This is a genomic window from Kitasatospora sp. NPDC002227 (assembly GCF_040296285.1).
Lineage (GTDB): Bacteria > Actinomycetota > Actinomycetes > Streptomycetales > Streptomycetaceae > Kitasatospora.
Map to the genome: position 1 here is coordinate 20,699 of NZ_JBEOWY010000062.1, position 23,988 is coordinate 44,686.

The window sequence follows — 23,988 nt, forward strand, 5'->3', positions numbered from 1 at the left end:
GGACGTCGAAATGAGGCGCAGTGTCAGGACTTCGCGGCGCCGGCGGTCAGGCCGGAGACCAGGTGACGCTGCACCAGGTAGAAGAAGCCCGCGGCGGGCAGCGCGATCAGCACGGAGGTGGCGGCCATCAGGTTCCACTGGCTCTCGTACTGGCTGACGAAGGTCTGCAGGCCGACGGCGAGCGTGTACTTGCCGGAGCTGAGCATGAAGGTCGAGGCGTAGGCGAGCTCGCCCCAGGCCGTCAGGAAGGCGTAGAAGGCGGCCACGGCCAGCCCCGGCCGGGCCAGCGGGAGGATGAGGCGCCAGAAGGTGCCGAACGGGCTGAGCCCGTCGACCCGGCCGGCCTCGTCGATCTCCACCGGGATGGTGTCGAAGTAGCCCTTCAACAGCCAGGCGCAGTACGGCACGATGGTGCCCGCGTAGACCAGGATCAGCCCGAGGTAGCCGTCGAGCAGCTTGAGGTCGGACAGGATCGTGTACAGCGGCACGATCAGCACTGCGATCGGGAACATCTGGGTCACCAGCAGCGTCCACATGATCTGCTTGTGCCCCGCGAAGCGCATCCGGGAGACCGCGTACCCGGTGGTGGCCGAGACCAGCACGCAGAAGACGGTGGTACCGGCTGCCACGATCGCCGAGTTGGCGAACCACGTGAAGAACTCGGTGTGGAACAGCACCTTGCTGTAGTTCGCGAAGGTGGCCTTGTCCAGGATCGCCCCGGGGTGGAGGTAGTCCATCTTGTCCGGGCCGAGCGAGATGTACGCGATGTACGCCACCGGCAGCAGCGCGACCAGGCTGGCGACGATCAGCACACCGTGCGAGAGTGCGGCGGCCAGCGGGGAGGTCTCGCCCCGACGGCGCATGCGGCGGCCCTGCGGGCGGGGGGAAGTCATCGGGAGGCCTCCTCGTTGCGGGCCAGCCAGCGGCGGTAGAAGGTGGTGAAGACGATCAGGATGGAGAGCAGCAGCACGCCGTAGGTGGCCGACTGGGCGTAGTCGCGGGGCTGCTGGCCGAAGCCCAGGTAGTAGGCCCAGGTGACCAGGATCTGGGTGTCCGGCGCATTGGTGCCGAACAGCACGAACAGCACGATGAACTGGTTGAAGGTCCAGATCACGCCGAGCAGCAGCACGGTGCTGGAGACGTTGCGCAGGCCCGGCATCGTCACGTTGACGAACCGCTGCCAGGGCGAGGCGCCGTCCATCTCCGCGGCCTCGTACAGCTCACCGGGGATGGCCTGCAGGCCACCGAGCAGCGAGACCATCATGAACGGCACCCCGACCCAGGTGTTGACGGCGATCGCGGCGGCCTTCTGGGCCAGCGGGTCGGCCAGCCAGGAGGGTTCGGGCAGCCCGAGCGAGCCGAGCACCGCGTTGACGGCGCCGCCGTCGGCCAGCATCAGCCGCCAGGAGAAGACGGTGACGAAGGTGGGCACGGCCCAGGGCAGGATCAGCAGCATCCGGTAGAGGCCGCGGCCGCGCAGCTTCTGGTTCATCAGCAGGGCCAGGCCCAGGCCGAGCGCGAAGGTGACGGTGACGCAGAGAACCGTCCACACGATCGTCCAGACGAAGTGCGACCAGAACCGGTCGTAGCTGCCGGGGCCCCACAGCACGTCGGCGTAGTTGTGCAGGCCGATGAACTTGTAGCTCGCCGGGATGTGCTTGTGGCCGATCTGCCGCGCCGAGTTGAGGCTGTTGGCGTCGGTGAGGGTCAGGTAGACGCCGTTGACCAGCGGGTAGCCGACCAGCACGCCGAGCACGATCACGACCGGCGCGATCATCGCGTACGCGTACCAGTACTTGCTGTACGAGAGCTTCAGCCGCTGGACGAGGCCAGGGCGTTCCTCCCGCTCACGGCTGCGCTCCTTGGGAGCGCCCTGCACGGCGACTGCCATCTGTTGACACCTCATTCGTCACGGCTGCGGGGTGGTACGGCCACGAGCCGCCCGGCGGTGGGGGTCGCCGGGCGGCTGCTGCAAGGACTTACTTCGCGAAGCCGGGGAGCAGCTTGGCGTAGTCGACGGCGGTGGCGTCCAGGCCGGCCTGGGTCGAGGACTGACCCTGGACGATCTTGCCGAGGTTGGTGCCGATCGAGCCGAACAGCGAGCTGTACTCGGGCAGCTCGGGGCGCGGCTGGGCGGCGGTCAGGATCGCCTGGAAGCCGGCGATGCCCGGGTCTGCCTTCACGTCGGCGGTGTAGGCGTCGGTGCGGGTCGGCAGGGTGGAGTTCTTCTGCGCGAGGAAGGTCTGGCTCTCGGCGGAGGTCAGGAAGGCCGCGAGCTTCTCGCCGGCCGCCTTGTGGGCGGCGTCGGCACCGGCGTAGACCGAGACGTTGTGGCCGCCGGTCGGGGCACCGGCCTTGCCGGTGGAGCCGGCCGGGACGGCGGCGATGCCGAGGTTCTTCTTGTCGGCGAAGGCGCTGCCCTTGTAGACGTTGGTGATCTCCCAGGGGCCCTGGATGATCGCCGCGACCTTGCCGCTGGTGAAGGCGTCCATCATGTGGGCGTAGCTGTCGGTGGTCACGTCGGCCTTGACGGTGCCGGGCGCGGTGAACATCGACTTGTAGGTCTCGACGGCCTTGGCGGCCTCGGGCGAGTTGATGGTGATCTTCTTCGCCGAGGCGTCCACCATGTTGGTGCCCTCGCCGTAGAGGAACGGCATCGCGTAGTAGCCGTCACCGGCGCGCATCCAGAAGCCGTCGACCCCGGCCTTGTCCTTGAGCTGGGCGGCGTCGGCCTTCAGCTCGTCCCAGGTCTTCGGGGCGGCGGTGATGCCGGCCTTGGCGAACAGCGCCTTGTTGTACATCAGGCCGAGGGTGTCGGTGACCAGCGGCACGCCGTACAGCTTGCCGTCGTACTTGGCCTGCTGGATCAGGCTGGCCTGGAAGGCGGAGACGTCGGCGGCGGCCGGGGTGCCGTCCAGCGGCTCCAGGAAGCCGGCCTTGGCGAACGCGGAGGTCCAGCCGACCTCGGAGCGGAAGACGTCCGGCGCGCCGGAGGCGCCCATCGCGGTCTGCAGCTTGTTCTGCGCCTGGTCGAACGGGACGTTGACGAAGGTGACCTTGATGTTCGGGTTGGCGGTCTCGAACTTCTTCACCAGGGCCTGGTAGTTCGGCGCCTCGTTGGTCGCGTTCGAGGTGTCCCAGTAGGTGATGGTGACCGGGCCGCTGTCGGCCTTGCTGCTGTCCGAGCCGGAGCCGCTGCTGCCACAGGCCGCGAGAGAGACCGCCAGGGCCGCAACGAGAGCGGAGGCCGCGATGCCACGCCGCATGAGAACTCCTTCAGAGGTGGGGGTGCCCGAGGGGGGTGTTGGACGGCGCATAATGGCTGTCCCGCGCCGACCGCGCCGTTACGGCCGTCGGGCTCGGGGAGGAACGTAACAGCGATGCAACCGCTGCCGAAAGTCCTTGCAGCAAGTTTCAGCAAGATCCTTCGATCGTTACGCCCGCGTGTCCTCCGCGTTGCCGGTTCTTGGCGCTCCGGTATCCCTTTCCGATCACCCCGGGCTCGGCCCGGCGCTTCGGCACATCCCGGCTGTTTTTAGATGATTACCATCATTTATATTGAGAACACGGTCTCCCACCGAGCCTTTGGAGGTTCTCCGTGCTCTCTCCCCAGTCGACCGAAGTCGTCCGCGCCACCCTTCCCGCCGTCGGCGGGGCCCTGGACGAGATCACCGCGCGCTTCTACGCCGGGATGTTCGCCGCCCACCCCGAGCTGGAGCGCGACCTCTTCAACCGCGGCAACCAGGCCGCCGGGGCGCAGCGCCAGGCGCTGGCGGGCGCGATCGCCGCGTACGCGACCATGCTGGTCGAGCACCCGGACGTGCGGCCGGGCGCGATGCTGGCCCGGATCGCGCACAAGCACGTCGCGCTGGGCGTCACGGAGGACCAGTACAAGATCGTCCACCGGCACCTCTTCGCCGCGATCGTGTCCGTGCTGGGCGAGGCCGTCACCGCCGAGGTGGCCGCCGCCTGGGACGAGGTCTACTGGCTGATGGCGAACGAGCTGATCGCCCTGGAGACCAAGCTCTACGGTGCGGCCGGGGTCACCCCGGGCGAGGTCTGGAGCGAGTACGCCGTCACCGCCGCCGAGCCGCAGGGCAGCACGGCCCTCGCGCTGGCCCTCCGCCCGGCCGACGGCGGACCGCTGCCGCGCTTCGAGCCCGGCCAGTACGTCAGCGTGGCCGTCCAGCTGCCCGACGGCGCCCGCCAGATCCGGCAGTACAGCCTCTCCGCCGCACCCGGCTCAGATGACCTCCGGATCACCGTCAAGCGGGACGGCGAGGTCTCGCGGTGGCTGCACGCCAACGCCGCGCCCGGCACCCTGCTCAGCCTCTCCCGCCCCTGCGGCGACCTGACCCTCGCGGACGGGGACGAGCCGCTGCTGCTCGCCTCCGCCGGGATCGGCATCACGCCGATGGTCGGCATGCTCGACCACCTCGTCCGCACCGGCGCCACCCGCCCGACCACCGTCGTGCACGGCGACCGCTCCCCCGCCGACCACGCCCACGCGGCCGAGCTCACCGCCCTGGTCTCCCAGCTGCCCACCGCCGAGATCCACCGCTGGTACGAGACCGACGCCACCGCCCCCGACCGCGCCGGCTACGTCGACCTGGCCGGCGTCGAGCTCCCCGAGGGCGTCCGGGCCTACCTCTGCGGCCCCCTCCCCTTCATGCGGGCGGCCCGCGCCGAGCTGCTGCGGCGTGGCGTCCCGGCCCAGCGCATCCACTACGAGGTCTTCGGCCCGGACCTCTGGCTCGCCGGAGCCCGGTAGCACCTTCATCGGCTCGCGCCGAAGCCTCGGGCGCCGTGAGCAGCCGTACGGCGAGCGGCAGCGTCGGCCGGCCCCGGCTCACCCCAGCCTGGCCTGCCTCAGCAGCAGGTAGTTCCGCTCCGGCGTACTGGCCGTCCGGGCGGCGGCGGTGCGGTAGTCGTGCCGGGCCCCGGACACGTCGCCCGCGCGTTCGCGCAGGTGTCCTCGCACTGCGTGGAAGTGGTGGTGGCCCTTCAGCTCGCCGGTCAGGGTGTCGAGGAGGGCGAGGCCCGCCGCCGGGCCGTCCGTCATGGCGAGGGCCACGGCCCGGTTGAGCGTCACCAGTGGGCTGGGAGCCAGGCGTTCGAGGACGCCGTACAGCGCCAGGATCTGCGGCCAGTCGGTGGCCTCGGCCGTCGGGGCCTCGTCGTGCAGCGCGGCGACGGCCGCCTGCACCTGGTACGGCCCGACCGGGCCGCGCCGCATCGCGGCGGTGAGCAGGGCGGCCCCCTCGGCGATCCGGTCGGCGTCCCAGCGCGAGCGGTCCTGCTCGTCCAGCGGCACCAGCTCCCCGGCCGGCCCCGTCCGGGCCGGCCCCCGGGCCTCGGTGAGCAGCATCAGCGCGAGCAACCCGGCCGCCTCCGCGTCCCCGGGCAGCGACCGGACCAGCAGCCGGGCGAGGCGGATCGCCTCCTCCGCGAGCTCGACCCGCCGCAGCGCCGGGCCGCCGCTCGCCGCGTACCCCTCGGTGAAGACCAGGTAGAGCACCCGCAGCACGGAGTCGAGCCGCTCCGGCAGCTCCGCCGCCGTCGGCGGGGCGAAGCGGGCGCCGGTCGCGGCGATCCGCTCCTTGGCGCGGCTGATCCGGCGGCCCATGGTGGTCTCGGGCACCAGGAAGGCGCGGGCGATCTCTGCGGTGGTCAGACCGCCGACGCTGCGCAGGGTGAGGGCGACGGCGGAGGCCGGGGTGAGGGCGGGGTGGCAGCAGAGCAGGAAGAGCGTCAGGCTGTCGTCCTGCCCGGCCGGCTCCGGCTCCGCCGGCTCCCGCAGGGCGGCCCGCACCTCCCGCTGCCGCCGGGCCTGTTCGCTGCGGACCGCCTCGACCGCCCGCCGGCCCGCCACCTGGAGCAGCCAGCCCCTCGGGTTGCCCGGCAGCCCCTCCTCGGGCCACTGCCGGGCGGCGGCGAGCAGCGCCTCCTGGACGGCGTCCTCGGCCAGGTCGAAGTCGCCGGTGCGGCGGGCGAGCACACCGAGGACCTGCGGCGCGAGCGTGCGCAGCAGGTCCTCGGTCTCCGCGTCCGGGCGGCGCAGGGCTCAGCTCTCCCCGTCGGGGTGATCCCCGTCGACCGGGGGCGCCGACATGACCTGGCGGACCTCGATCGGCATGTTCAGCGGTCGCCCGCCGGGCCCGGGCGCGGCCGACACGTGGGCGGCGAGCTCGAGGGCCCGGCCGTCGCTCTCGCAGTCGACGATCCAGTACCCGGCCAGGAACTCCTTGGTCTCGGCGAACGGGCCCTCGGTCACCAGCGGCGCGCCACCCGCGTGCGAGCGCACGATCCGCGCCGTCTCCGGCCCCGCGAGCCCCTGGGCGTCCACGAACTCGCCGTCGGCGATCAGCTTGCGGTTGGTCTCCTGCATGAACTCGATGTGGGCCCGCAGCTCCTCCGGCCGCCAGGTGCCGATCGGCGGCACCTCGCCGGACTGCTGGGCGCTGAACTGCATCAAGAGCATGTACTTCACGGTCTGCTCCTCCACTCCGGTACGCCCTCGGCGGGCGTGCTCACCCCTTGGTCGAAGCCGGGACGGCGATCGCGACATCCCCCCGGAAGACATCCTGCCGGGGCGGCCCGGGAAGTGCGCCGTCGGCCGTGGCGGCGAGCGCGGCCCGGTACTCCCCCGCCACCGAGACGACCAGCTCCCGGAGCCGTTCGATGTACAGCCGCATGTTCTTGTACGCCGCGTCGGTGTCCGGGTAGCGGCAGGCGAACTGCAGGCCCTCGTGGATCCTGGTGGTCCACGCGCAGACCTGGTCGCCGTACGAGACCCGCAGCAGTGCGTACGCCTTCAGCTCGTGCCAGCGCTCCGCCCCGGGGATGTCGCGCGAGTCGACGAACGAGACGATCGAGAAGAGGTCCGGCGAGGTCGGCCGGAAGTCGGTCCCCAGCAGCCGCAGCACCCGGGCGATGGGCATCCGCGACAGCGCCCGGTTCTCCCGCAGTGCCGCCCGGACCAGCTCCAGCGCACCGTCGAAGTCCGGCGCCCGCCCCAGCTCCACCTCGATCGGCGCGACACCCACGTACCAGCCCACCGAGTCCGCCCACTGGGAGTGCGCCCGGGTGTGGAACGGCAGGACGGTGCGGTACACCTGCTGGCCGCCGAGCTCACGGACGATCAGGGCGGTGGCGGCGAGGACGCCGACCAGGCTTCCGCCGTACGGGCGGCAGTACGCCTCGAAGGCCGCCGCGTCCGAGTCGCCGACCAGCATCTCGTTCATGAACTTCTGGGCGGGCAACGGCCCGTGGGGATCGAGGCCGAGGTCGACGGGGAAGTTCGGCAGCCGCCCGTCGCACCGGGTGATGAACTCCCGCCAGCGGGCCACGATCGCGTCCGTGTCGTCGATCCGGTCGGCCTTGGCGCGCTCGGTCGCGCCGAAGTCGATGTAGCTGGCCACCGGTGGCGTGTGGACGGTGCGGCCTTCCAGGCCCGCCGCGTACAGCTCGTGGACCTCCGCGGCGATGCGTTGGAGCGAGTACGCGTCGGCGTTGGTGTGGTCGAACGCCATGTAGACGCTGGTGCTGTCGTCCCTGACGACGGCGGCGAACATGTAGTTCGGCCAGGTGAGCGCGTCCGCCGTGACGTCGAAACGATTCTCCAGGTACCGGGTCAGCGTCTGCGCGTCGGGAAAGTCGCCCACGTCCGCCCGGTGCAGCCGGACGGCGTCGGCTGCCAGCGTGAAGCGGCGCAGCTCGTCGCCGACCCAGCGGAAGCCGCTGCGCAGCGTCTCGTGCCGCAGTGTCCAGATCCGTAGCGTGTCCTGGAGGACGTCGAGATCGATCCGCCCCGGGAGGTCGAACGCGGTGCCGATCCAGGTCGGTACGGACAGACCTCCTTGCCGTACCGTCCGCGCCGTCCGCACGTGCGCCTCCTGGACGTACGCGGGCGGGCGCGAATCGTCCGGCAGGCCGGCGGCGGCCTCGGCGGCCGCCGGATGCAGCGTCCACTCGACGAGACGTCCGGGCCGGATCTCGCAACGCTGGATGTCGGTCACTCGCACGGGGTACTCCGATCGCAGGCCTCAGAACTCAGGCGGACCAACGATCGGGTGATCCTGGGGAAACGCGGGGGAACGGGACGGGCCGCCGGTGCGGGCCGGGAGCGGGCCCCAGACCGGCGCGCGGGCTCATGGTCCGCGCCCTCTCGCGCTCCGCCGAGCCCTGCGCCTCGACGGACCCTCCGTCAGCGATCGGCTTCCCGTCGCGGTCCGGGCTCGATGGTGATCGTGCAGGTGTGCGGGCCACTGAAGGGGTGCAGCCGCAGCGCGCCGGGGCGGCCGGCCCGGAAGGCGATGGCGTCGAGCAGGCCCTGGTGCACCGAGCAGACCACCTCGGGGTGGCTCTCGGCGTTGCGCTGGAACGGGCAGCCGTGCAGCACGATCTCCTCGCCCGAGGGCCGAAGTTCGGGTTTGAAGCCCCAGCCGGCGGCCTCCGCCAGGACCTGCTCGGCGAGCGGCCCGGCCCCGGTCTCCTCGCTCTCGCCCCAGGCCCGGCCGGCCTGCTCGGCCCGCTCGGCCCGCTCCGCGCGGTCGGCGCCGTAGCCGCGGGCGAGCACGTCGACCATCACCTGGTACGCGGCCAGCTGCTCCCGGACCGGCGCCGCGGCGTACCGCAGCCTGGGCCGCCCCCGCCCGGCCGGCGCGGCCGCCGGTTCGGCCACCACCAGCCCGGCCTCGAGCAGGGCCGCCAGGTGGTGGCGCAGCGTGGTGACGTGCTGGCCGAGCAGCGCGGCCAGCTGCTGGACGTCCAGCGGCTCGGCGGCGTCGGTGAGCGCCGCCAGCAGTGCCCGCCGCGCGGGCACCGCGAGTGCCTTGTGCACCCCCGCGTCACCGGTCTCCATCTGGCCAATCCTACGGCGGGGCTAGGAGTGCACTGACGATCTTGAAATCGCGCCCAGCTTGCACCAGATTGCCCCGATCGACATTTACCAGCGAACTCGGGCAAGGCGGGCGGCCGGAGAAAGATCTTCAGCAAACTCCTAGGCGCAGGCCCCGAACCGCAGGACGGTGGTGGAGCGGAACTCCTGGCCGGGCCGCAGCTCGGTGGAGGGGTACTCGGGGCGGTGCGGGGAGTCGGGGTGGTGCTGGGTCTCCAGGGCGACACCCGAGAAGGGGCCGTAGGGCACGCCGGCGGCTCCGGTGACGGCGCCGTGGAAGCCGTTGGCGGTGTAGACCTGGATGCCCGGCTCGGTGGTCAGCACCTCGAGGGTGCGGCCGGAGCCCGGGTCCTCCAGGAAGGCGGCCCGGGCCGGGGTGCCGTCCACCGGGCGTGGGCGCAGCACCCAGTTGTGGTCGTAGCCGCCGTTCAGCTGGGGGTGCTCGTCGTGGATGGACTTGCCGATCGGGCGGGCGGTGGTGAAGTCGAACGGGGTGCCGGCCACCGGCTCGTACGGGCCGAGCGGGATCTGCCGCTCGTCGACCGGGGTGTAGTGGTCGGCGTCCAGGGTGAGCAGGTGGCCGAGCACGTCGCCGCTGCCCTCACCCGCGAGGTTGAAGTAGGCGTGGTTGGTCAGGTTGACGACGGTGGGGCGGGTGGTGACGGCCCGGTAGTCGATGGTCAGCTCGGGGCCGGCCAGCCGGTAGGTGACCCAGACGTCGAGCGCGCCGGGGAAGCCCTGGTCCCCGTCGGGGCTGTGCAGGTGGAAGCGGACCCCGCCCTCGGCCTCCTCGCCCTGCCACATCCGGTTCGCGAAGCCGTCCGGCCCGCCGTGCAGCGTGACCCCGCCGCCGGTCGGGGCGAGCGGGTGCTCCTCCCCGTCCAGCGTGATCCGGCTGCCGGCGATCCGGTTGGCGTACCGGCCCACCGTGGTGCCGTAGTGGCGGGCCGGGCCGCGGATCGAGCCGAGCTCGTCGGTGCTCAGCAGCACCTGCCCCGGGGTGCCGAAGCGGTCCGGGGCGGTGAGCGTGTGCAGGGTGGCGCCGAGGCTGAGCAGCGTCGCTTCGCAGCTGCCGCTGCGCAGCCGCCAGCGCTCGATCGCCGCCCCGGCCCCCGTCGCCTCGAACGGCTCCCGGCTCAGCTCGGCCGCCGCTGCCGACCCTGTCATGGCTCGCTCCTCGCTCCGGGCGGCTGCCGCCCCGGGTGATCGTCCGTCAAGCCTAGCCGCCCGTGGCGCCCCTGCTCACGAACCGTCCGACGAACCGTCCGACGATCCGTCACCCGGTTCGGGCCGGGTGAGCCCGAGCGCGGCGGCCAGGCCGTCCGGGCCGGTGCCGACCTTGCGGTGGACGCTGACCAGGCGGCGGTGCACCAGGCCCAGGTCGACGCCGAGCTGGTCGGCGATCCGCTGCGGCGGCACCCCCTGGGCGGCGAGCTTGGCGACGGCCCACTCCGGCTTGCTGAGCGCGTCCTTGCTGAGCGTGCGCAGCCGGTTGGGCCGCATGCCGGAGTGGGCCAGCTCGCTGCGGGCCCTGGTGACCAGGCCCTCGGCCGCGCAGTGCTGGGCCATCTCCATGCCCTGGTACAGGTACTCGGCCGCCTCCTCCAGGCGCCCGGAGCGCCGCAGTGCCGCGCCGAGGTCGACCAGCGCGTAGGCCACTTCGTAGGCGACGGGCGACTGGCTGAGCACACCCACGGCCTCCTCCAGGAGCTCGACGGCGTGCTGTCCGTCCCAGACCGCGGCCTGGAGCCGCAGCGCGGTGCCGATGGCCGAGGCGGTGCCGAACTCCCGGGCGCGGGCCACCGCGTCCGCCGCCGTCCGGCGGGCCTCCTCCACCTCGCCGGTGGCGTACAGCGCCACGGCCAGGTGCGAGGCCCAGGGCGCCCAGACGGTGTTGCGGCGGCCCCGCTGGTCCAGCTGGGCGCCGACCTCGCGGAAGGTGGCGATCGCCCCGGCGTGGTCGCCCATGGCCAGCTGGAGCTTGCCGTAGAGGCTCGGTGCGTCCGGCAGCACCATCGCGGTGGGGTGGAACGGCGGGCGGAACCGGTAGCGCTCGGCCAGCTCCCACGCCTCCTCGGTACGGCCGCGGGCCAGCAGGGTGTCGGCCAGCACGCCGACGGCGTCCCACTGGAGCGGGATGTCCGGGGCGATCCGCTCGGAGAGCCGCAGGCCGCGTCGCAGGAAGTCCTCCGCCTCGGTCAGGAAGCCGCGCCGGAAGCGCACCAGGCCCATCAGGAAGTAGCCGAAGCCGAGATGGGCCCCGCTCCAGCCGGCCACCGTGAAGTCCATGATCGCGTCCGAGAACAGCTTCTCGGCCTGCGCCAGCTGGTCGGTGTAGGTGAAGGTCAGGCCGACGATCGCGGGCAGCTCGAAACCCCACGTCGTGCCGCACCAGCGCAGCTCCGGCGGCAGCTCCTCGCCCTCCAGCAGGGCTTCGGTGACGAGTTCGAGGGCCCTGGCGGCCGACTGTCCGCGCAGCGTCACGTCCCAGGCCCTCAGCGCCTGCACCGCCCGGGCGGAGGCCTCCCCGTCGCTGAGGCTGTAGTACAGCTCGCGCAGCAGGTCCGACCGCCCGGGGCCGTCGTCCTCGTCGCGCTGCCACATGTGCCACATCAGCTGGGTGGCGCGCAGCCGCGTCCGCCCCGGGCCGACCGGGGTGCGGTCCGCCTCGGCGCGGCAGATCTCCGCGGCCTTGACCAGCTCACCGGCGTGGGCCAGCACCTCGGCCAGGCGGAAGGTGGCGTCCACCCGGCGCTCCGGGCTGAGCCCGCCCTCGATCTCCAGGGCCAGCTGCAACTGGCTGACGGTGTCGAGCGGCCGGGTGAGCAGCGCCGCGCACCCGGCCTCGTAGAGCAGATCGGCGCGCTCGTCCTCGTCCGGCGGCTCGATCAACGCGCGTTCCAGACAGCGGTACGCGGCCTCGGGCGCGCCGATCGCCAGGTGCTCGACCGCGGCCCGGCGCAGCTTGTCGACGACCGCGTCGTCACCCTCGGGGTGGGTCTCCAGCAGGTGCCGGGAGGCGTCCAGCAGACTGCCGCCGGAGTTCTCGATGACGGTGGCGGCCTGCCCGTGCATCGCGCGCTGGGCGGCGGGCTTCATGGACTGGTAGATCGAGGTGCCGATCAGCGGGTGCACGAAGTCCAGCCGGTCGCCGGTGCCGCTGGTGAGCACCCGGTGGCGGCGCAGCTCGCGGACCGACTGGTCGGCCTCGGCGGGGGCCTGGCCCGCGATGTTGGCCGCCAGGCTCTGCCGGATGTCGGTGCCGATCAGGGCCGCGGCCTGGGCGAACAGCAGCGGCTTGATGCCGAGCTTCTGCAGCCAGTACTTCTCGTCCATGCCCTTGGCGTAGGCCGCGAGGTCGTGCAGCTTGGGGGCGTTCTCCTCGACCGGCTTGAGCCCCTGCTCGCGGACCTCGCGCAGCAGGGCCTGCGTGTCGAACGGGCTCCCGGCGGTGACGGCCCAGACCTGGCGGCAGAAGGCGTCCTCGGCGTCCCCGCCCAGTTCGGCCCGGACCACCAGCGCCACCGAGTCGGGGCTGAGCGGGCGCAGCAGGTGCTTGCGGCTGGCCTGGTTCTCGATCTGCTGCTGGAAGGCGAGCGCCTCGTCGCGGATCTCGGCGCCCCGGTAGGCGAAGACGAGCAGCACCGGCAGGTACCGGGTGCGGGCGGCGAAGGTGGCCAGCCAGGCCAGCGACTCCAGGTCGGCCCAGTGCAGGTCGTCCACGACCATCACCAAGGGCGCCCGGCGCGGGGCCAGTTGGGTCAGCACGTGGGTGAGGCCGTCCCGGATGCCCTGGGGGTCGAGGAACGACTCCATCTCGCCCGAGGGCGGCATCAGGCCGATGGCCGGGCCGACGATGCTGTACCAGTCGCCGAAGACCTCGGCGCGCTCGCCCTCGGTGAGGCTGCTCAGCACCGGGTGCAGCAACTGGCGCAGCACGTGGAAGGGTTCGTTGGTCTGCCGCTCGCCGCCGCGGCCGGTGAGGAAGGTGCAGTTCTTCCGGAGCCCGGCCATCCGGCGCAGCTCGTCCAGGACGGAGGTCTTGCCGTGCCCGGCCGGGGCGTCGAGCAGCAGCACCTCGCCGATCTCGGTGCCGCCGGCCGCGAACTCGTCGCACAGCCGGGCCAGTGAGCGCCTGGCGGACTCCAGCTCGCGGTCGCGCTCGTGCAGGTGCTGGGCGCCCTCCGCACGGCCAGTGCCGTCCTCGCTCCGCACCGCGTCCTGTTCTCCGGCCACTGCCCGCCTCCGCCTCGCCGTGTCACCCACCGGGCCATGCCCCGTGATGCAGCGTCGGACACGTCCGGTGAGGACGCGACCGCGCTCCGGGTATTCCCCGCCGACATTAGCGCCGTGTGCGCCCCCATGGGGCGCATTCGCGCAGGCCGGGGAGCACTTGCAGGGTTCGGACCGGGCATCCGGGGCAAATGCCCTGACATGCCTGCCATCTGATGATCAGATCGGATACTCTCTCGCCGCGCGAGGAGCAGAGATCGTTTTCACCCGGAACGACACGACAGGCACGACCCCACTGGCACGACCCCACCGGAGTCCAGTACCCACCGCACCTTCAGCAGCGCCCGGGAGTCCGATGTCCGACGACACCTATCTTGAGCTTCCCTTCCCCCACCGCAGAAGCCAGCACCACCCGCTCGCCGCGCAGCACCACCGGGAGTGGCTCCAGCGCCACCGCGACCTCGCCGCAGGAACGGCCGACCTCGACTACGCCCACTGGGAGATCGCCGAGCTGGCCGCCCTCAGCTACCCCGACTGCTCCCCCGCCGATCTCGGCCTCGCCGCCGACCTGTTGGGCTTCTACTTCCTCTTCGACGACCAGTTCGACGGGCCGCTCGGCCGCCACCCCAGGCGGATAGCGCGGCTCTGCGACAAGCTCGGCGCCATCCTGCACGGCGCCCGGCCCGACGGCACCTCGCCGGTCGAGCGGGCCTTCGCGGACCTGTGGCGGCGCAGCCAGCAGGGCATGTCCGCCCGCTGGCGCGCCCGCACGGCCTACGACTGGGAGTGGTACTTCGCCAGCCACGCGGCGGAGGCGGCCGGCCGCAACTCCGGCCAACTCCCGGACCGCCAGGGCTATCTGATGCTGCGTCGGGGAACCGCGGCGATGGAGACGGTCTTCGACATGGTCGAGCGGCTCGGCCGCTTCGAGGTGCCGCAGGCCGTGCTGCACCACCCGCTGCTCCGGCAGATGCGCCAACTCGCCGCCGACATCCCTTCGTTGACCAACGACGTGCGCTCCTTCCCGCTGGAGGCACCGCGCGGGGACGTCTGCAACCTGGTGCTCATCGCCCAGCGCGAGCGGGCCTGCTCGGTGGAGGAGGCGGGGGCCGTGGTGCTCGACGAGGCCCAGCGGATGGCCGACCGCTTCTTCGAGCTCAAGGCCGAACTCCCGGACGCCTACGAGTGGCTGGAGCTCGACCCGGCCGACCGCGCGACGGCCCAGCGGTACGCCGACGGCCTGGCGAGCTGGCTGGCCGGCTATCTCCACTGGGAGCGCAACACCGGCCGCTACCGCGTCGCCTGAGCACCACGCCACCCGCCGCGCCACCCCGCGCAACGGGTCGCGTACGCGCCGTAGCGGCGCTCCGAGCCCCGGGCTAGGGTGCGCTGTGCACGTCTGAACCGACCACCGCAGCGAACCCACCCAGCCCGCAGCGAGGAGACACCGGAACATGACGGTCTACCAGCCCCCCGGCCGGCCCGGCAGCGTCGTCACCTACCGTGCCAGGTACGAGCACTGGATCGGCGGTGAGTGGCGGCCCCCAGTGCGGGGGCAGTACTTCGAGAACCCGACCCCCGTCACCGGGCAGACCTTCTGCGAGGTGGCCCGGGGCACCGCCGAGGACATCGAGGCGGCCCTGGACGCCGCCCACGCGGCGGCGCCGGCCTGGGGCCGCACCTCGCCCGCCGAGCGGGCCCAGGTGCTGTTGAGCCTGGCCGACCGGATGGCCGAGAACCTCGAGGCCCTCGCGGTCGCGGAGAGCTGGGAGAACGGCAAGCCCGTCCGCGAGACCCTGGCCGCCGACATACCCCTGGCCATCGACCACCTGCGGTACTTCGCCGGTGCGCTGCGGGCCCAGGAGGGCTCGCTGTCGCAGATCGACGAGGACACCGTGGCCTACCACTTCCACGAGCCGATCGGCGTGGTCGGGCAGATCATCCCGTGGAACTTCCCGATCCTGATGGCGATCTGGAAGCTCGCCCCGGCCCTCGCCGCGGGCAACACCGTGGTGCTCAAGCCGGCCGAGCAGACGCCGGCCTCGGTGCTGGTGCTGATCGAGCTGACCGCCGACCTGCTGCCCCCGGGTGTGGTCAACGTGGTCAACGGCTTCGGCGTGGAGGCGGGCAAGCCGCTGGCCGCCAGCCCCCGGATCGGCAAGATCGCCTTCACCGGCGAGACCACCACCGGCCGCCTGATCATGCAGTACGCCAGCGCCAACCTCATCCCGGTCAGCCTGGAGCTGGGCGGCAAGAGCCCCAATCTCTTCTTCGCCGACGTGGCGGCCGAGCGGGACGCCTTCTACGACAAGGCGCTCGAGGGCTTCGCCATGTTCGCCCTCAACCAGGGCGAGGTCTGCACCTGCCCCAGCCGGGCCCTCGTCCAGGGCTCGATCTACGACGGCTTCCTCGCCGACGGCCTGGAGCGGGTCCGGGCGATCCGCCAGGGCAACCCGCTGGACACCGACACCATGGTCGGCGCGCAGGCCAGCAACGACCAGCTGGAGAAGATCCTCTCCTACGTGGAGATCGGCCAGGCCGAGGGCGCCAAGGTGCTGATCGGCGGCGAACGCGTCGACCTCGGAGGCGAGTTGAGCGGCGGCTACTACATGGCGCCGACCGTCTTCGAGGGCGAGAACCGCATGCGGATCTTCCAGGAGGAGATCTTCGGCCCGGTCGTCGCCGTCACCCGCTTCGAGGACTTCGCCGACGGCATCGACCTCGCCAACGACACCCTCTACGGCCTGGGCGCCGGCGTCTGGAGCCGCAACGGCTCCACCGCCTACCGGGCGGGCCGGGCCATCCAGGCGGGCCGGGTGTGGACGAATTCCTATCACTTGTATCCCGCCCACGCCGCCTTCGGCGGCTACAAGAACTCCGGCATCGGGCGGGAGACCCACAAGATGCTGCTCGAGCACTACCAGCAGACCAAGAACCTGCTGGTCAGCTACTCGCCGCAGGCGCTCGGGTTCTTCTAGGATGGCCGCCTCCCAGGTCGACCTCACCGCCGAGGCCGCCGAGCTGATCCGTGAACTGACGGCGCAGCACGGGCCGTTGATGTTCCACCAGTCCGGCGGCTGCTGCGACGGCTCGGCCCCGATGTGCTACCCGGTGGGCGAACTGCTGCTCTCCGAGGCCGACCACCTGCTCGGCGAGCTGCACGTCGAGGGCCTGGCCCCCGTCCAGGTCTGGATGGCCCGCGACCAGTACGCGTACTGGTCGCACACCCACCTGACCATCGACGTCGTCCCCGGCCGGGGCAGCGGGTTCTCCCTGGAGACCCCGACCGGACGGCGCTTCCTCACCCGCTCCCGGCTGATGACCGAGGCGGACTGACCTTCAGGAGCCGCCCGCCCGGGCGGGCGGCTCCGTCGTGCCGTCAGGACGGGCGGCCCGGCGGGACCCACCGCCTCCTCCTTCCGGGCAGAACGGGGTGAATCCGCCACAATCGGAACTGATCACACCCTCCCCAGGAGCCCCGAGGAGTACCGATGACCGATCCGACCGTCCGCGCCCTGATCGCCGCGATCAACTCCGGCGACCGCGCCGCCTTCTTCGCCCTGCTCACCCCCGGCGCGACCATGTCCGACGACGGCGCCGAGCGCGACCTCGCCCCCTGGGTGGACCGGGAGATCTTCTCCTCCAACGGCCGCCTCGACGTGGTCTCGGAGTCCGACGGCGGCCGCTCCCTGGTAGCGAACTACCGCAACGACACCTGGGGCGAGATGCGGACCGCCTGGCGCTTCACCGTCTCGGGCGACAAGATCTCCCACTTCGCCACCGGCCAGGCCTGACGCCCACCGGCCAGGCCTGAAACCTAGAGACCCAGGCAGCCGCGCACCGCGGCGATCAGGGTCCGGGAGCGGATGTCCCCGGTCACCCCGGGCTGCATGCCGTTGGTGACGTAGCCGAAACCGATGCCCAGCTCCGGGTCGGCGAAGCCGAGGGAGCCGCCGCGGCCCGGGTGGCCGAAGGCGGCCGGGGAGGACATCGGGGAGGTCGGGCCGTGGCGGAAGAAGCCGAGCCCGAAGGAGGTGTTGATGATGAGCACCCGGTCGGGCCCGCTCACCTCCGGCCCGGCGGCCTCCCGGAGCAGGTCGGAGCCGACCACCGGCGGCAGCAGCTCCCCGGGCGCTCCGCTGTGCCGGTCGGCCGCGCCGATCAGCGCGGCGTAGAACCGGGCCACCGACCGGGCCGTCCCGATCCCGCCCGCGCCGGGGATCTCGACGGCCTGCACCGCGGGGTCGTTGAGGTCCACCGTGGGCCGCACGGCGGCGAACGAACGGGCCGTCAGCGAGGCCGGGTTCTGGTAGGCGTCCACCACGGCCTGCCGGGGCCGCAGCTTGAGGCCGTTCGGGCCGCTGTGGGCGGCCTCCGGGGCGGGCAGGTCCACCAGCAGGCCGACCCTCGGGCGGGCCCCCGCCGGCAGTCCGATCCACAGGTCCAGGCCGAGCGGCTGGGCGATCTCCTCGGCGAAGTACCGGCCGATGCTGCGCCCGCTCGCCCGGCGCACCACCTCGCCCACCAGCCAGCCGAAGGTGTACGGGTGGTAGCCGTGCGCGGTGCCGGGCTCCCAGGCGGGTGCCTGGGCGGCGACGGCGGCCGCGGCGGGCTCCCAGGCGATCACGTCCTCGACCCGCAGCGGCACGTCCAGCGCGGGCAGCCCGGCCTGGTGCGAGAGCAGCCAGCGGACCGGCACCCGCTCCTTCCCCGCGGCCGCGAACTCCGGCCAGTAGGAGGAGACCGGCGCGTCCAGGTCGAGCTTGCCGCGCTCGACCAGGTGCAGCGCGGTGGCGGCGGTGAGGCCCTTGGTGACCGAGCGCAGTACCTGGGCCGTGTCCGCCGTCCAGGCCACCGCCGGCGCGGGCCGCCCACCGACCTCCGGCCGGGCGTCCCCGCCCCACAGGTCGACCACCTTGCGGCCGTCCACGTACAGCGCGAAGGCCGCGCCCAGCTCGCCGTGCTCCCGGAAGTTGCGCGCGAAGGCCTCCCGCACGGGCTCGAAACCCGCCGCCGTCTCGCCCCAGATCTCCACCACCGAGCTACCGTCCCTCTCGCCACACCAGTCAAGACCATTATCGGCTGATCAGACCGGCTCCCGTTCGGTAGCGTCACCTCCATGACGAACCCCGCCGAAGAGCTGCTTGACGTGGTCGACGAGCAGGACGTGGTGACCGGCCAGGCCTACCGGGACGTGGTGTACCGGGACGGGCTGCGGCACCGCTGCGTCTTCATCCTGGTGCGCGACCCGCAGGGCCGGGTCTTCACCCACCGCCGCACCGAGTCCAAGGTCTACCACCCGGGCCACTACGACTGCTTCGTCGGCGGCGTGGTCGGCGCCGGGGAGACGTACGACGAAGCGGCCGTCCGGGAGGCCGAGGAGGAGATGGGCGTCAGCGGCATCACGCCCACCCGGCTGTTCAAGTTCCTGTTCGACAACGCGGCCGACGGCGACCAGTGGTGGTGCCAGGTGTACGAAGCCGCCTGGGACGGGCCGGTCTCCCCGCAGGTCGAGGAGGTCGCCTGGCACGGCTGGCTGACCGACGACGAACTGTCGGCGAAGCTCGCCGAATGGCCCTTCGTCCCGGACGGTCTGGCGGCCTACCGGCGCTACCTGGAGCTGCCGCGCTCCTGATCCTCGGCCCGGTGGTCCCAGTCGGGGTGCTCCCGGGCGGCCCAGAGCGGGTCGACGCTGCCGGTGCGCAGCCCCCGCCGGGCCTCCGGGTCCTTCACCGCCATCCAGACGTGCCCGCCGACCACCACCGCGACGGCCACCGCCAGCCAGTCGTGGACGAAGGTCGCACCGGTGCGCCAGACCAGCGGGGCGAGGTGGGTGAACCACATCAGCAGCCCGGTGCCGATCATCACCAGCACCGCCCCGCCGATCCACGCCGCATACAGCTTCTGCCCGGCGTTGAACTTGCCCGCCGGGCGGCGGTACGAGCGCTGCCGCACGGCCCGCAGCCAGGCCCGGTCGTACGGCGCGAAGCGGTTCAGCCGGGCCAGGTCGGCGCGCAGCGCGCGGGAGGCGAGGCCGAGCAGCAGCGGCACCGGCAGCGCCAGGCCGCACCACTCGTGCACCGTCACCACCAGGCGGCGGCGGCCGACCAGCTCGGACAGTGGCGGGTAGTAGAGGAAGGCCGCCGTCACCAGGCAGATCAGCATCAGGGCGGCGGTGGCCCGGTGCACCCAGTGCTCGGCCCGGGTGAAGCGGGGCACGCGCTCAGCCGGTCGGTGCATCGTCGCGCCCGTTCGACCGGCCGACCCAGGCGTCGGTGTCATATCCGTACTGCTCCCAGTAGCCGGTCTGCACGGTCGGGGTGAGGGTGATGCCGGAGAGCCACTTGGCGGACTTGTAGAAGTACATCGGCGCGACGTACAGCCGCACCGGGCCGCCGTGCTCGTGGCTGACCGGGGCGTCCTTCATCCGCAGCGCGACCAGCACGCCGTCCTGCCGGGCCTGCTCCAGCGTCAGGCTCTCGCTGTACGTGCCGTCGAAGCAGCTGAACCGGACGGCGGTGGCCTCCGGGCGGACTCCGGCGGCGGCCAGCAGGTCGGCCAGCGGCACGCCCTCGAACGGCACGCTGGGCACCCGCCAGCCGGTCACGCACTGCACGTCGTGCACCACGCGGCGCTGGCGCATGGCCTGCAGCTCGGCCAGCCCGTAGCTGGCCGGGCGGTTCACCAGACCGTCCACCGTCAGCCGGTAGTCGGCCGCCGAGCGGCTCGGCACCGAACCGGCCACCGAGTAGTACCGGAAGCCCCCGCCGCCGGGCAGCAGTCCGCTCAGCCCGGTCGGGTCCTTGCTGGTCACGTTCTCCACACCGCGCTGCAGGTACGGCCCGGCCGCCACCCCGGCCACCCCGAGCCCGATCATCCCCAGCACCACCCGCCGCCCGACGGGCGTCCCGGGCGCAGCCGCCTTCTCTCCGTCACCGCTCACCCTTAGATTCGACCAGCCCGCACCCCCCGAATCCAGCCTCCCCGGCCCACCGTCAGACTTTCGTCACACCTGACGAGGACACCCTGGCCACCACCGGCCCCGAGCCTGGCCTGCCGGTCCAGGGGCTGCGTTGACCAGGGCCTCTCTTTCGGATCACGTCGGCTGTGACATCAGCGGCTGGCGCCGCGGGGCGGGCGTCGCCCAGTGACGCGCGGGCGGCGCCGAGGCGGGGGCACCTCCCGGCCGAAGGCTGGGGGAGAGTCCATGCGGAGCATCGGCGACTGAGGAGAAGCCGGCGAAGGGCCCCTCCTGCCCGATGCCGGGCAAGGAGGGCGCGTGCCCCGGCGACGACCGCCCGGCGTGATCCGAAGGAGAGGCCCTAGGGTAGGGCCATGGCTTCGCGTGCGCAGGCGGTGACGGACAAGTCCGGTGGGCGAGGGGCCCGGCGACGGCTGAGTGTGGACGAACGGCGGGAGCAGCTGATCGCCGTCGCCCTCGAGCTCTTCGCGCACCGGCCGCCCGAGGAGGTCTCGATCGACGACATCGCCGCGGCGGCGGGCGCCTCGCGGCCGCTGGTGTACCACTACTTCCCCGGCAAGCAGGCGATCTACGAGGAGTCGCTGCGGCGGGCCGGCCAGGAGCTGGCCGGCCGCTTCGAGGAGAAGGCCGAGGGCCCGCTCTCCGAGCGGCTGCACCGGGTGATGGGCCGTTACCTCGACTTCGTGGACAGCCACGGCCCCGGCTTCGCCGCCCTGCTGCGTGGCGGCTCGGTGGCCGCCAGCCCCGGCACCACAGCGATCATCGACGAGGTGCGGCGGGCCGCGTACGAGCAGATCCTGCTCCACCTGGCACTGGCCGAGCCCAGCGCCGGGGTGCGCCGCACCGTCCGCGCCTGGATCGCCAACGCCGAAATCACCTCGCTGGAGTGGCTGGCCGACCGGAGCGTGCCCCGCGAGGAGCTGCAGCTGCAGCTGGTGCAGGAGTTCGTGGTCGCCCTCACCGTGACGGCCGCCCGCGAGCCCGCCGTCGCCCTGGAGCTCGCCGACTTCCTCACCGCCGAACCCCAGGACGGCCCCACCGGCCGCCTGATCCGCGACCTGGCCGGCCTCCTCGCCGTCCCCGGCCTGGCCGAAACCCTCGGCCGCCTGGCCGCCACCACCGACCCTCGCTCCGCGCCTCCTCAGCAGTCCTGACCCACTGCCCAGTGCCGCCCGCCGCGGCGACCCCACCCTCGCCCCACCCCCACCAACCCTCCCTCTCCACTCCTCCTCAGCCGCCCCGACCCACCGCCCAGTGCCGCCCGCCGCGGCGACCCCACCCTCGCCCCACCCCCACAAACCCTCCCTCCCCACTCCTCCTCAGCGGCCCCGACCCACCGCCCAGTGCCGCCCGCCGCGGCGACCCCACCCTCGCCCCACCCCCACAAACCCTCCCTCCCCACTCCTCCTCAGCCGCCCCGACCCACCGCCCAGTGCCGCCCGGCCAGCTCTTTCTGATAGAAAATGGGCAGCATTGGGCCGTTCGGACGCACGCAGACGGCCAGACTTCGGGAGCGATGGGGGGCTCAGCGGCATGACTCAGGACGGCTTCGCGGGTGCGGAGCGGATCGGGGCCACGCTCGACGTGCTGGCCGAGGCACTGCTCGACGGCAGGGCCTCGCACTACCCCGTGGCTTCCCTCACCGCCTTCCGCCGCGCCGACCACCCCACGGCCGGCGCCCTCTTCGGCCTGCGGCTGGCCACCACCGGCCAGGGCACCCTGACGGTGCGTGGCCTCGGCACGGTGGTCGAGGCCAGCTCACTGCGCGGCACCGACGCCGGCTCCGGCCTGACCGCCGAACTTCTCCGCCGCCTGGGCGCCGGGGCCGTCCGGGGTGTCGAGGGCGCGCCGGGCCAGGGGCCGACGGCCGCTCACTTCCAGCTGCCCGTCACGGCGGAGGCCTCCGACCCGGGGCTGCGCCCGCCGTTCCCGGCCGTGCTGGCCGAGCTGGCCTCGGGCCGCGAGACGCTGGTGCCGGACGAGCTGGCCACCGGCGCGGGCGTGGAGGTCCGCCTGGTGGTACCGCCGGTCTTCCACCCCGTCACCACCCGGGGCGAGCAGGCCGACCGGGCCACCCACCTGGTCGAGACGGCCGAGGAGATCTTCGCCGGGGCCGACCCGGCCACCCGCCGGGACTGGGCCGTGCTGAGCAGCGCGCTCGCCGAGCCGCTGCACGCGGCCGGGGTGGTCTTCGCCGGGGTCGCCGCCCTCGAGGTGGGCGACCGCCCGAGCCACGCCTCGCTGGTCGTCTCGCTCGCCACCGACCGTACGCCCGTCACCGAGCTGGCCACCGCACTGGCCGACACCCGCCCGAACGCCGAGGTCTGGACGGTGCTGCTGCCCGCCGGGCCCGCCGTCGTGCTGGTCGAGGGCCGTTCGGCGCCGGTGCCCGCGCAGCTCAGCGTGGACGGCACCCGGCGCTGGGCGATCGCCTCGGTGGCCCAGGCCTTCGTGCCGCTGCCGGACGGCGCCTCGGTGCTCACCGTGCAGTTGGGCACCGTCCGCTCGGAGGACTGGGAGCTGTACGCGGGCGCCTTCGCCGACATCCTGAAAAGCCTTCAGCTCGGCTGGGACGGCGTGATCGCCACCGCCGCGCCGACCGCCACCGCCCAGGTCACCACCGCGGCCGCCCCCGCCCCCGTCCCGGCTCAGCCCGCGCCCGCCCAGCCCGCGCCGGTTCAGGCCGCCCCGTCCGTCGCGCCCCCGGCTCCGCCGCGGCAGCCTGCCGCGCAGGCGGGCACCCCGGTCGCGGTGCCCCCGGCCGACTTCAACCCCTTCGCACCGCCCGCCCCGCCCGCGCCGACCACCGCGCGGCCCGAGGCCCCCAAGGGCACGGCCGTCCACGTCCCCCCGGCGGAGTTCGACCCCTTCGCGCCGCCCGCGCCGACCACGGCCCTCGCGTCCACCGAGGCTCCCCCGGCCGCGCCCGTCCAGGCCGCAGCCGCCTTCGATCCGTTCGCGCCCCCGGCCCCCGCCCCGGCCCAGCCCGAGGCTCCCAAGGGCACCGCCGTCCACGTGCCCCCGGCCGACTTCGACCCCTTCGCGCCCCCGGCACCGACCACCGCGCAGCCCGAGGCCCCCAAGGGCACCGCCGTCCACGTCCCCCCGGCCGACTTCGACCCCTTCGCCCCGCCCGCGCCGACCACCGCGCAGCCCGAGGCCCCCAAGGGCACCGCCGTCCACGTCCCCCCGGCCGACTTCGACCCCTTTGCGCCCCCGGCCCCCAGTGCCGGCGGCGACTCCGACAAGGGCACGGCGGTCAACGTCCCGCCCGCCGACTTCGACCCCTTCGGCCGGAGCGCCGCGCCCGCGGCCCCGGCCGCCCCGGCGGCGCCCGCCGCGCCGGTGGCAGCCGACCCCTTCGGCACCGTCACCGTCCCGAAGGACCCGTTCGGCACCGTGATGGCCGGCTCGGCCGCCCCCACCCCGCCGCCCGCCCCGGTGGCGCCGCCGGTGGTGGCTCCGCCGGCGCCGGCGGCGCCCCCGAAGCCCGGCAAGGGCACCCCGGTCGCGGTGCCCCCGGCCGACTTCGACCCGTTCGCGCCCCCGGCCCCCAGCGGCGGCGAGGCCGAGGAAGCCGATCCGGGCAAGGGCACCCCGGTGCACGTCCCGCCAGCGGACTTCGACCCCTTCGCGCCGCCCGCCCCGTCCGCGAACTCGGCCGAGGCCCCGGCCGCTCCCCCGGCCCCGCCCGCACCGCCGGCCTACAACCCGTTCGGCTGACCGGCCCCCACTGAACCGAGCCCTGCCGACCGACCTCCGTGAAGGCCCCGTACCGCACCTTGGGTTCTAGTGGTCGTCGCAACACCCCAGCTCAAGGGGTGCGATGGACTTCGAGATCCGTGAGGACCGGACACCGCAGGGTCCTCGGAAG

General features: G+C 73.2%; 20 protein-coding genes. 8 read left to right on the plus strand and 12 right to left on the minus strand.

Annotated features, from left to right (window positions below):
• Window positions 1-23 precede the first annotated feature (23 nt).
• From ABT095_RS34375 to ABT095_RS34385, 3 genes are all read right to left on the minus strand, one after another.
• A complete protein-coding gene (locus ABT095_RS34375) occupies window positions 24-893 on the minus strand; it encodes a sugar ABC transporter permease (RefSeq protein WP_350533500.1) in 870 nt (289 codons plus the stop codon).
• A complete protein-coding gene (locus ABT095_RS34380; protein WP_350533501.1) occupies window positions 890-1,891 on the minus strand; it encodes a carbohydrate ABC transporter permease in 1,002 nt (333 codons plus the stop codon). Before ABT095_RS34380 ends, ABT095_RS34375 begins: the two co-directional genes overlap by 4 nt.
• A gap of 88 nt (window positions 1,892-1,979) precedes the next feature.
• Window positions 1,980-3,266, minus strand: a complete 1,287-nt coding sequence (locus ABT095_RS34385; RefSeq protein WP_350533502.1) for an extracellular solute-binding protein — start codon at window positions 3,264-3,266, stop codon at window positions 1,980-1,982.
• A 332-nt stretch (window positions 3,267-3,598) separates the two neighbouring features.
• Between ABT095_RS34385 and ABT095_RS34390 the strand changes: the two genes are divergently transcribed.
• Window positions 3,599-4,771 (plus strand): globin domain-containing protein, encoded by a 1,173-nt coding sequence (locus tag ABT095_RS34390; RefSeq protein WP_350533503.1) that lies wholly within the window; start codon window positions 3,599-3,601, stop codon window positions 4,769-4,771.
• 78 nt (window positions 4,772-4,849) lie between these two features.
• Here ABT095_RS34390 and ABT095_RS34395 read toward each other — a convergent pair whose 3' ends face one another.
• The 6 genes from ABT095_RS34395 to ABT095_RS34420 all read right to left on the minus strand — a co-directional run bounded on the left by ABT095_RS34395 (window position 4,850) and on the right by ABT095_RS34420 (window position 13,135).
• Window positions 4,850-6,061: an RNA polymerase sigma factor gene (locus ABT095_RS34395; RefSeq protein ID WP_350533518.1), complete on the minus strand. Its 1,212-nt coding sequence runs from the start codon at window positions 6,059-6,061 to the stop codon at window positions 4,850-4,852.
• A gap of 3 nt (window positions 6,062-6,064) precedes the next feature.
• Window positions 6,065-6,481 carry a YciI family protein gene (locus ABT095_RS34400; RefSeq protein WP_350533519.1) on the minus strand — a complete coding sequence of 139 codons (417 nt, stop codon included), beginning with the start codon at window positions 6,479-6,481 and terminating at the stop codon, window positions 6,065-6,067.
• 49 nt (window positions 6,482-6,530) lie between these two features.
• Window positions 6,531-8,018, minus strand: a complete 1,488-nt coding sequence (locus tag ABT095_RS34405; protein ID WP_350533520.1) for a condensation domain-containing protein — start codon at window positions 8,016-8,018, stop codon at window positions 6,531-6,533.
• A gap of 188 nt (window positions 8,019-8,206) precedes the next feature.
• Window positions 8,207-8,863, minus strand: a complete 657-nt coding sequence (locus ABT095_RS34410) for a helix-turn-helix transcriptional regulator (RefSeq protein ID WP_350533504.1) — start codon at window positions 8,861-8,863, stop codon at window positions 8,207-8,209.
• Window positions 8,864-9,001: 138 nt separating this feature from the next.
• Entirely contained in the window at window positions 9,002-10,066 is a 1,065-nt protein-coding gene (locus tag ABT095_RS34415) for an aldose epimerase family protein (RefSeq protein ID WP_350533505.1), read from the minus strand.
• A 75-nt stretch (window positions 10,067-10,141) separates the two neighbouring features.
• Complete coding sequence (locus tag ABT095_RS34420; protein WP_350533506.1) at window positions 10,142-13,135, minus strand: ATP-binding protein; 2,994 nt, start codon at window positions 13,133-13,135, stop codon at window positions 10,142-10,144.
• 352 nt (window positions 13,136-13,487) lie between these two features.
• Here ABT095_RS34420 and ABT095_RS34425 point away from each other — a divergent pair, with 352 nt between their 5' ends.
• The 4 genes from ABT095_RS34425 (at window position 13,488) to ABT095_RS34440 (ending at window position 16,926) form a co-directional block, all read left to right on the plus strand.
• Window positions 13,488-14,438, plus strand: a complete 951-nt coding sequence (locus ABT095_RS34425; protein WP_350533507.1) for a terpene synthase family protein — start codon at window positions 13,488-13,490, stop codon at window positions 14,436-14,438.
• A 148-nt stretch (window positions 14,439-14,586) separates the two neighbouring features.
• A complete protein-coding gene (exaC, locus tag ABT095_RS34430) occupies window positions 14,587-16,110 on the plus strand; it encodes an acetaldehyde dehydrogenase ExaC (RefSeq protein WP_350533508.1) in 1,524 nt (507 codons plus the stop codon).
• A gap of 1 nt (window position 16,111) precedes the next feature.
• Entirely contained in the window at window positions 16,112-16,468 is a 357-nt protein-coding gene (locus tag ABT095_RS34435; protein WP_350533509.1) for a DUF779 domain-containing protein, read from the plus strand.
• A 155-nt stretch (window positions 16,469-16,623) separates the two neighbouring features.
• Window positions 16,624-16,926: a nuclear transport factor 2 family protein gene (locus tag ABT095_RS34440; RefSeq protein WP_350533510.1), complete on the plus strand. Its 303-nt coding sequence runs from the start codon at window positions 16,624-16,626 to the stop codon at window positions 16,924-16,926.
• Between the two features lie 23 nt (window positions 16,927-16,949).
• Here the strand turns inward: ABT095_RS34440 and ABT095_RS34445 are convergent, their stop codons facing one another.
• The gene (locus ABT095_RS34445; protein WP_350533511.1) at window positions 16,950-18,170 is read right to left on the minus strand and encodes a serine hydrolase domain-containing protein; all 1,221 of its coding nucleotides are present in this window, start codon (window positions 18,168-18,170) and stop codon (window positions 16,950-16,952) included.
• Between the two features lie 81 nt (window positions 18,171-18,251).
• On the opposite strand from ABT095_RS34445, the gene ABT095_RS34450 reads away from it, so the two are divergent.
• Window positions 18,252-18,767, plus strand: a complete 516-nt coding sequence (locus ABT095_RS34450) for an NUDIX hydrolase (protein WP_350533512.1) — start codon at window positions 18,252-18,254, stop codon at window positions 18,765-18,767.
• Here ABT095_RS34450 and ABT095_RS34455 read toward each other — a convergent pair.
• Together ABT095_RS34455 and ABT095_RS34460 are read right to left on the minus strand one after the other, a co-directional pair.
• Entirely contained in the window at window positions 18,743-19,414 is a 672-nt protein-coding gene (locus ABT095_RS34455) for a cytochrome b/b6 domain-containing protein (protein WP_350533513.1), read from the minus strand. The two genes, ABT095_RS34450 and ABT095_RS34455, sit on opposite strands and share 25 nt — an antisense overlap.
• On the minus strand, window positions 19,356-20,075 hold the full coding sequence (locus tag ABT095_RS34460; protein WP_350533514.1) for a molybdopterin-dependent oxidoreductase: 720 nt from the start codon (window positions 20,073-20,075) through the stop codon (window positions 19,356-19,358). Before ABT095_RS34460 ends, ABT095_RS34455 begins: the two co-directional genes overlap by 59 nt.
• 392 nt (window positions 20,076-20,467) lie before the next feature.
• On the opposite strand from ABT095_RS34460, the gene ABT095_RS34465 reads away from it, so the two are divergent.
• On the plus strand, window positions 20,468-21,268 hold the full coding sequence (locus tag ABT095_RS34465) for a TetR/AcrR family transcriptional regulator (RefSeq protein ID WP_350533515.1): 801 nt from the start codon (window positions 20,468-20,470) through the stop codon (window positions 21,266-21,268).
• A 379-nt stretch (window positions 21,269-21,647) separates the two neighbouring features.
• Window positions 21,648-23,837, plus strand: coding sequence for a hypothetical protein (locus ABT095_RS34470; RefSeq protein ID WP_350533516.1), 2,190 nt, complete (start codon window positions 21,648-21,650; stop codon window positions 23,835-23,837).
• Window positions 23,838-23,988 lie beyond the last annotated feature (151 nt).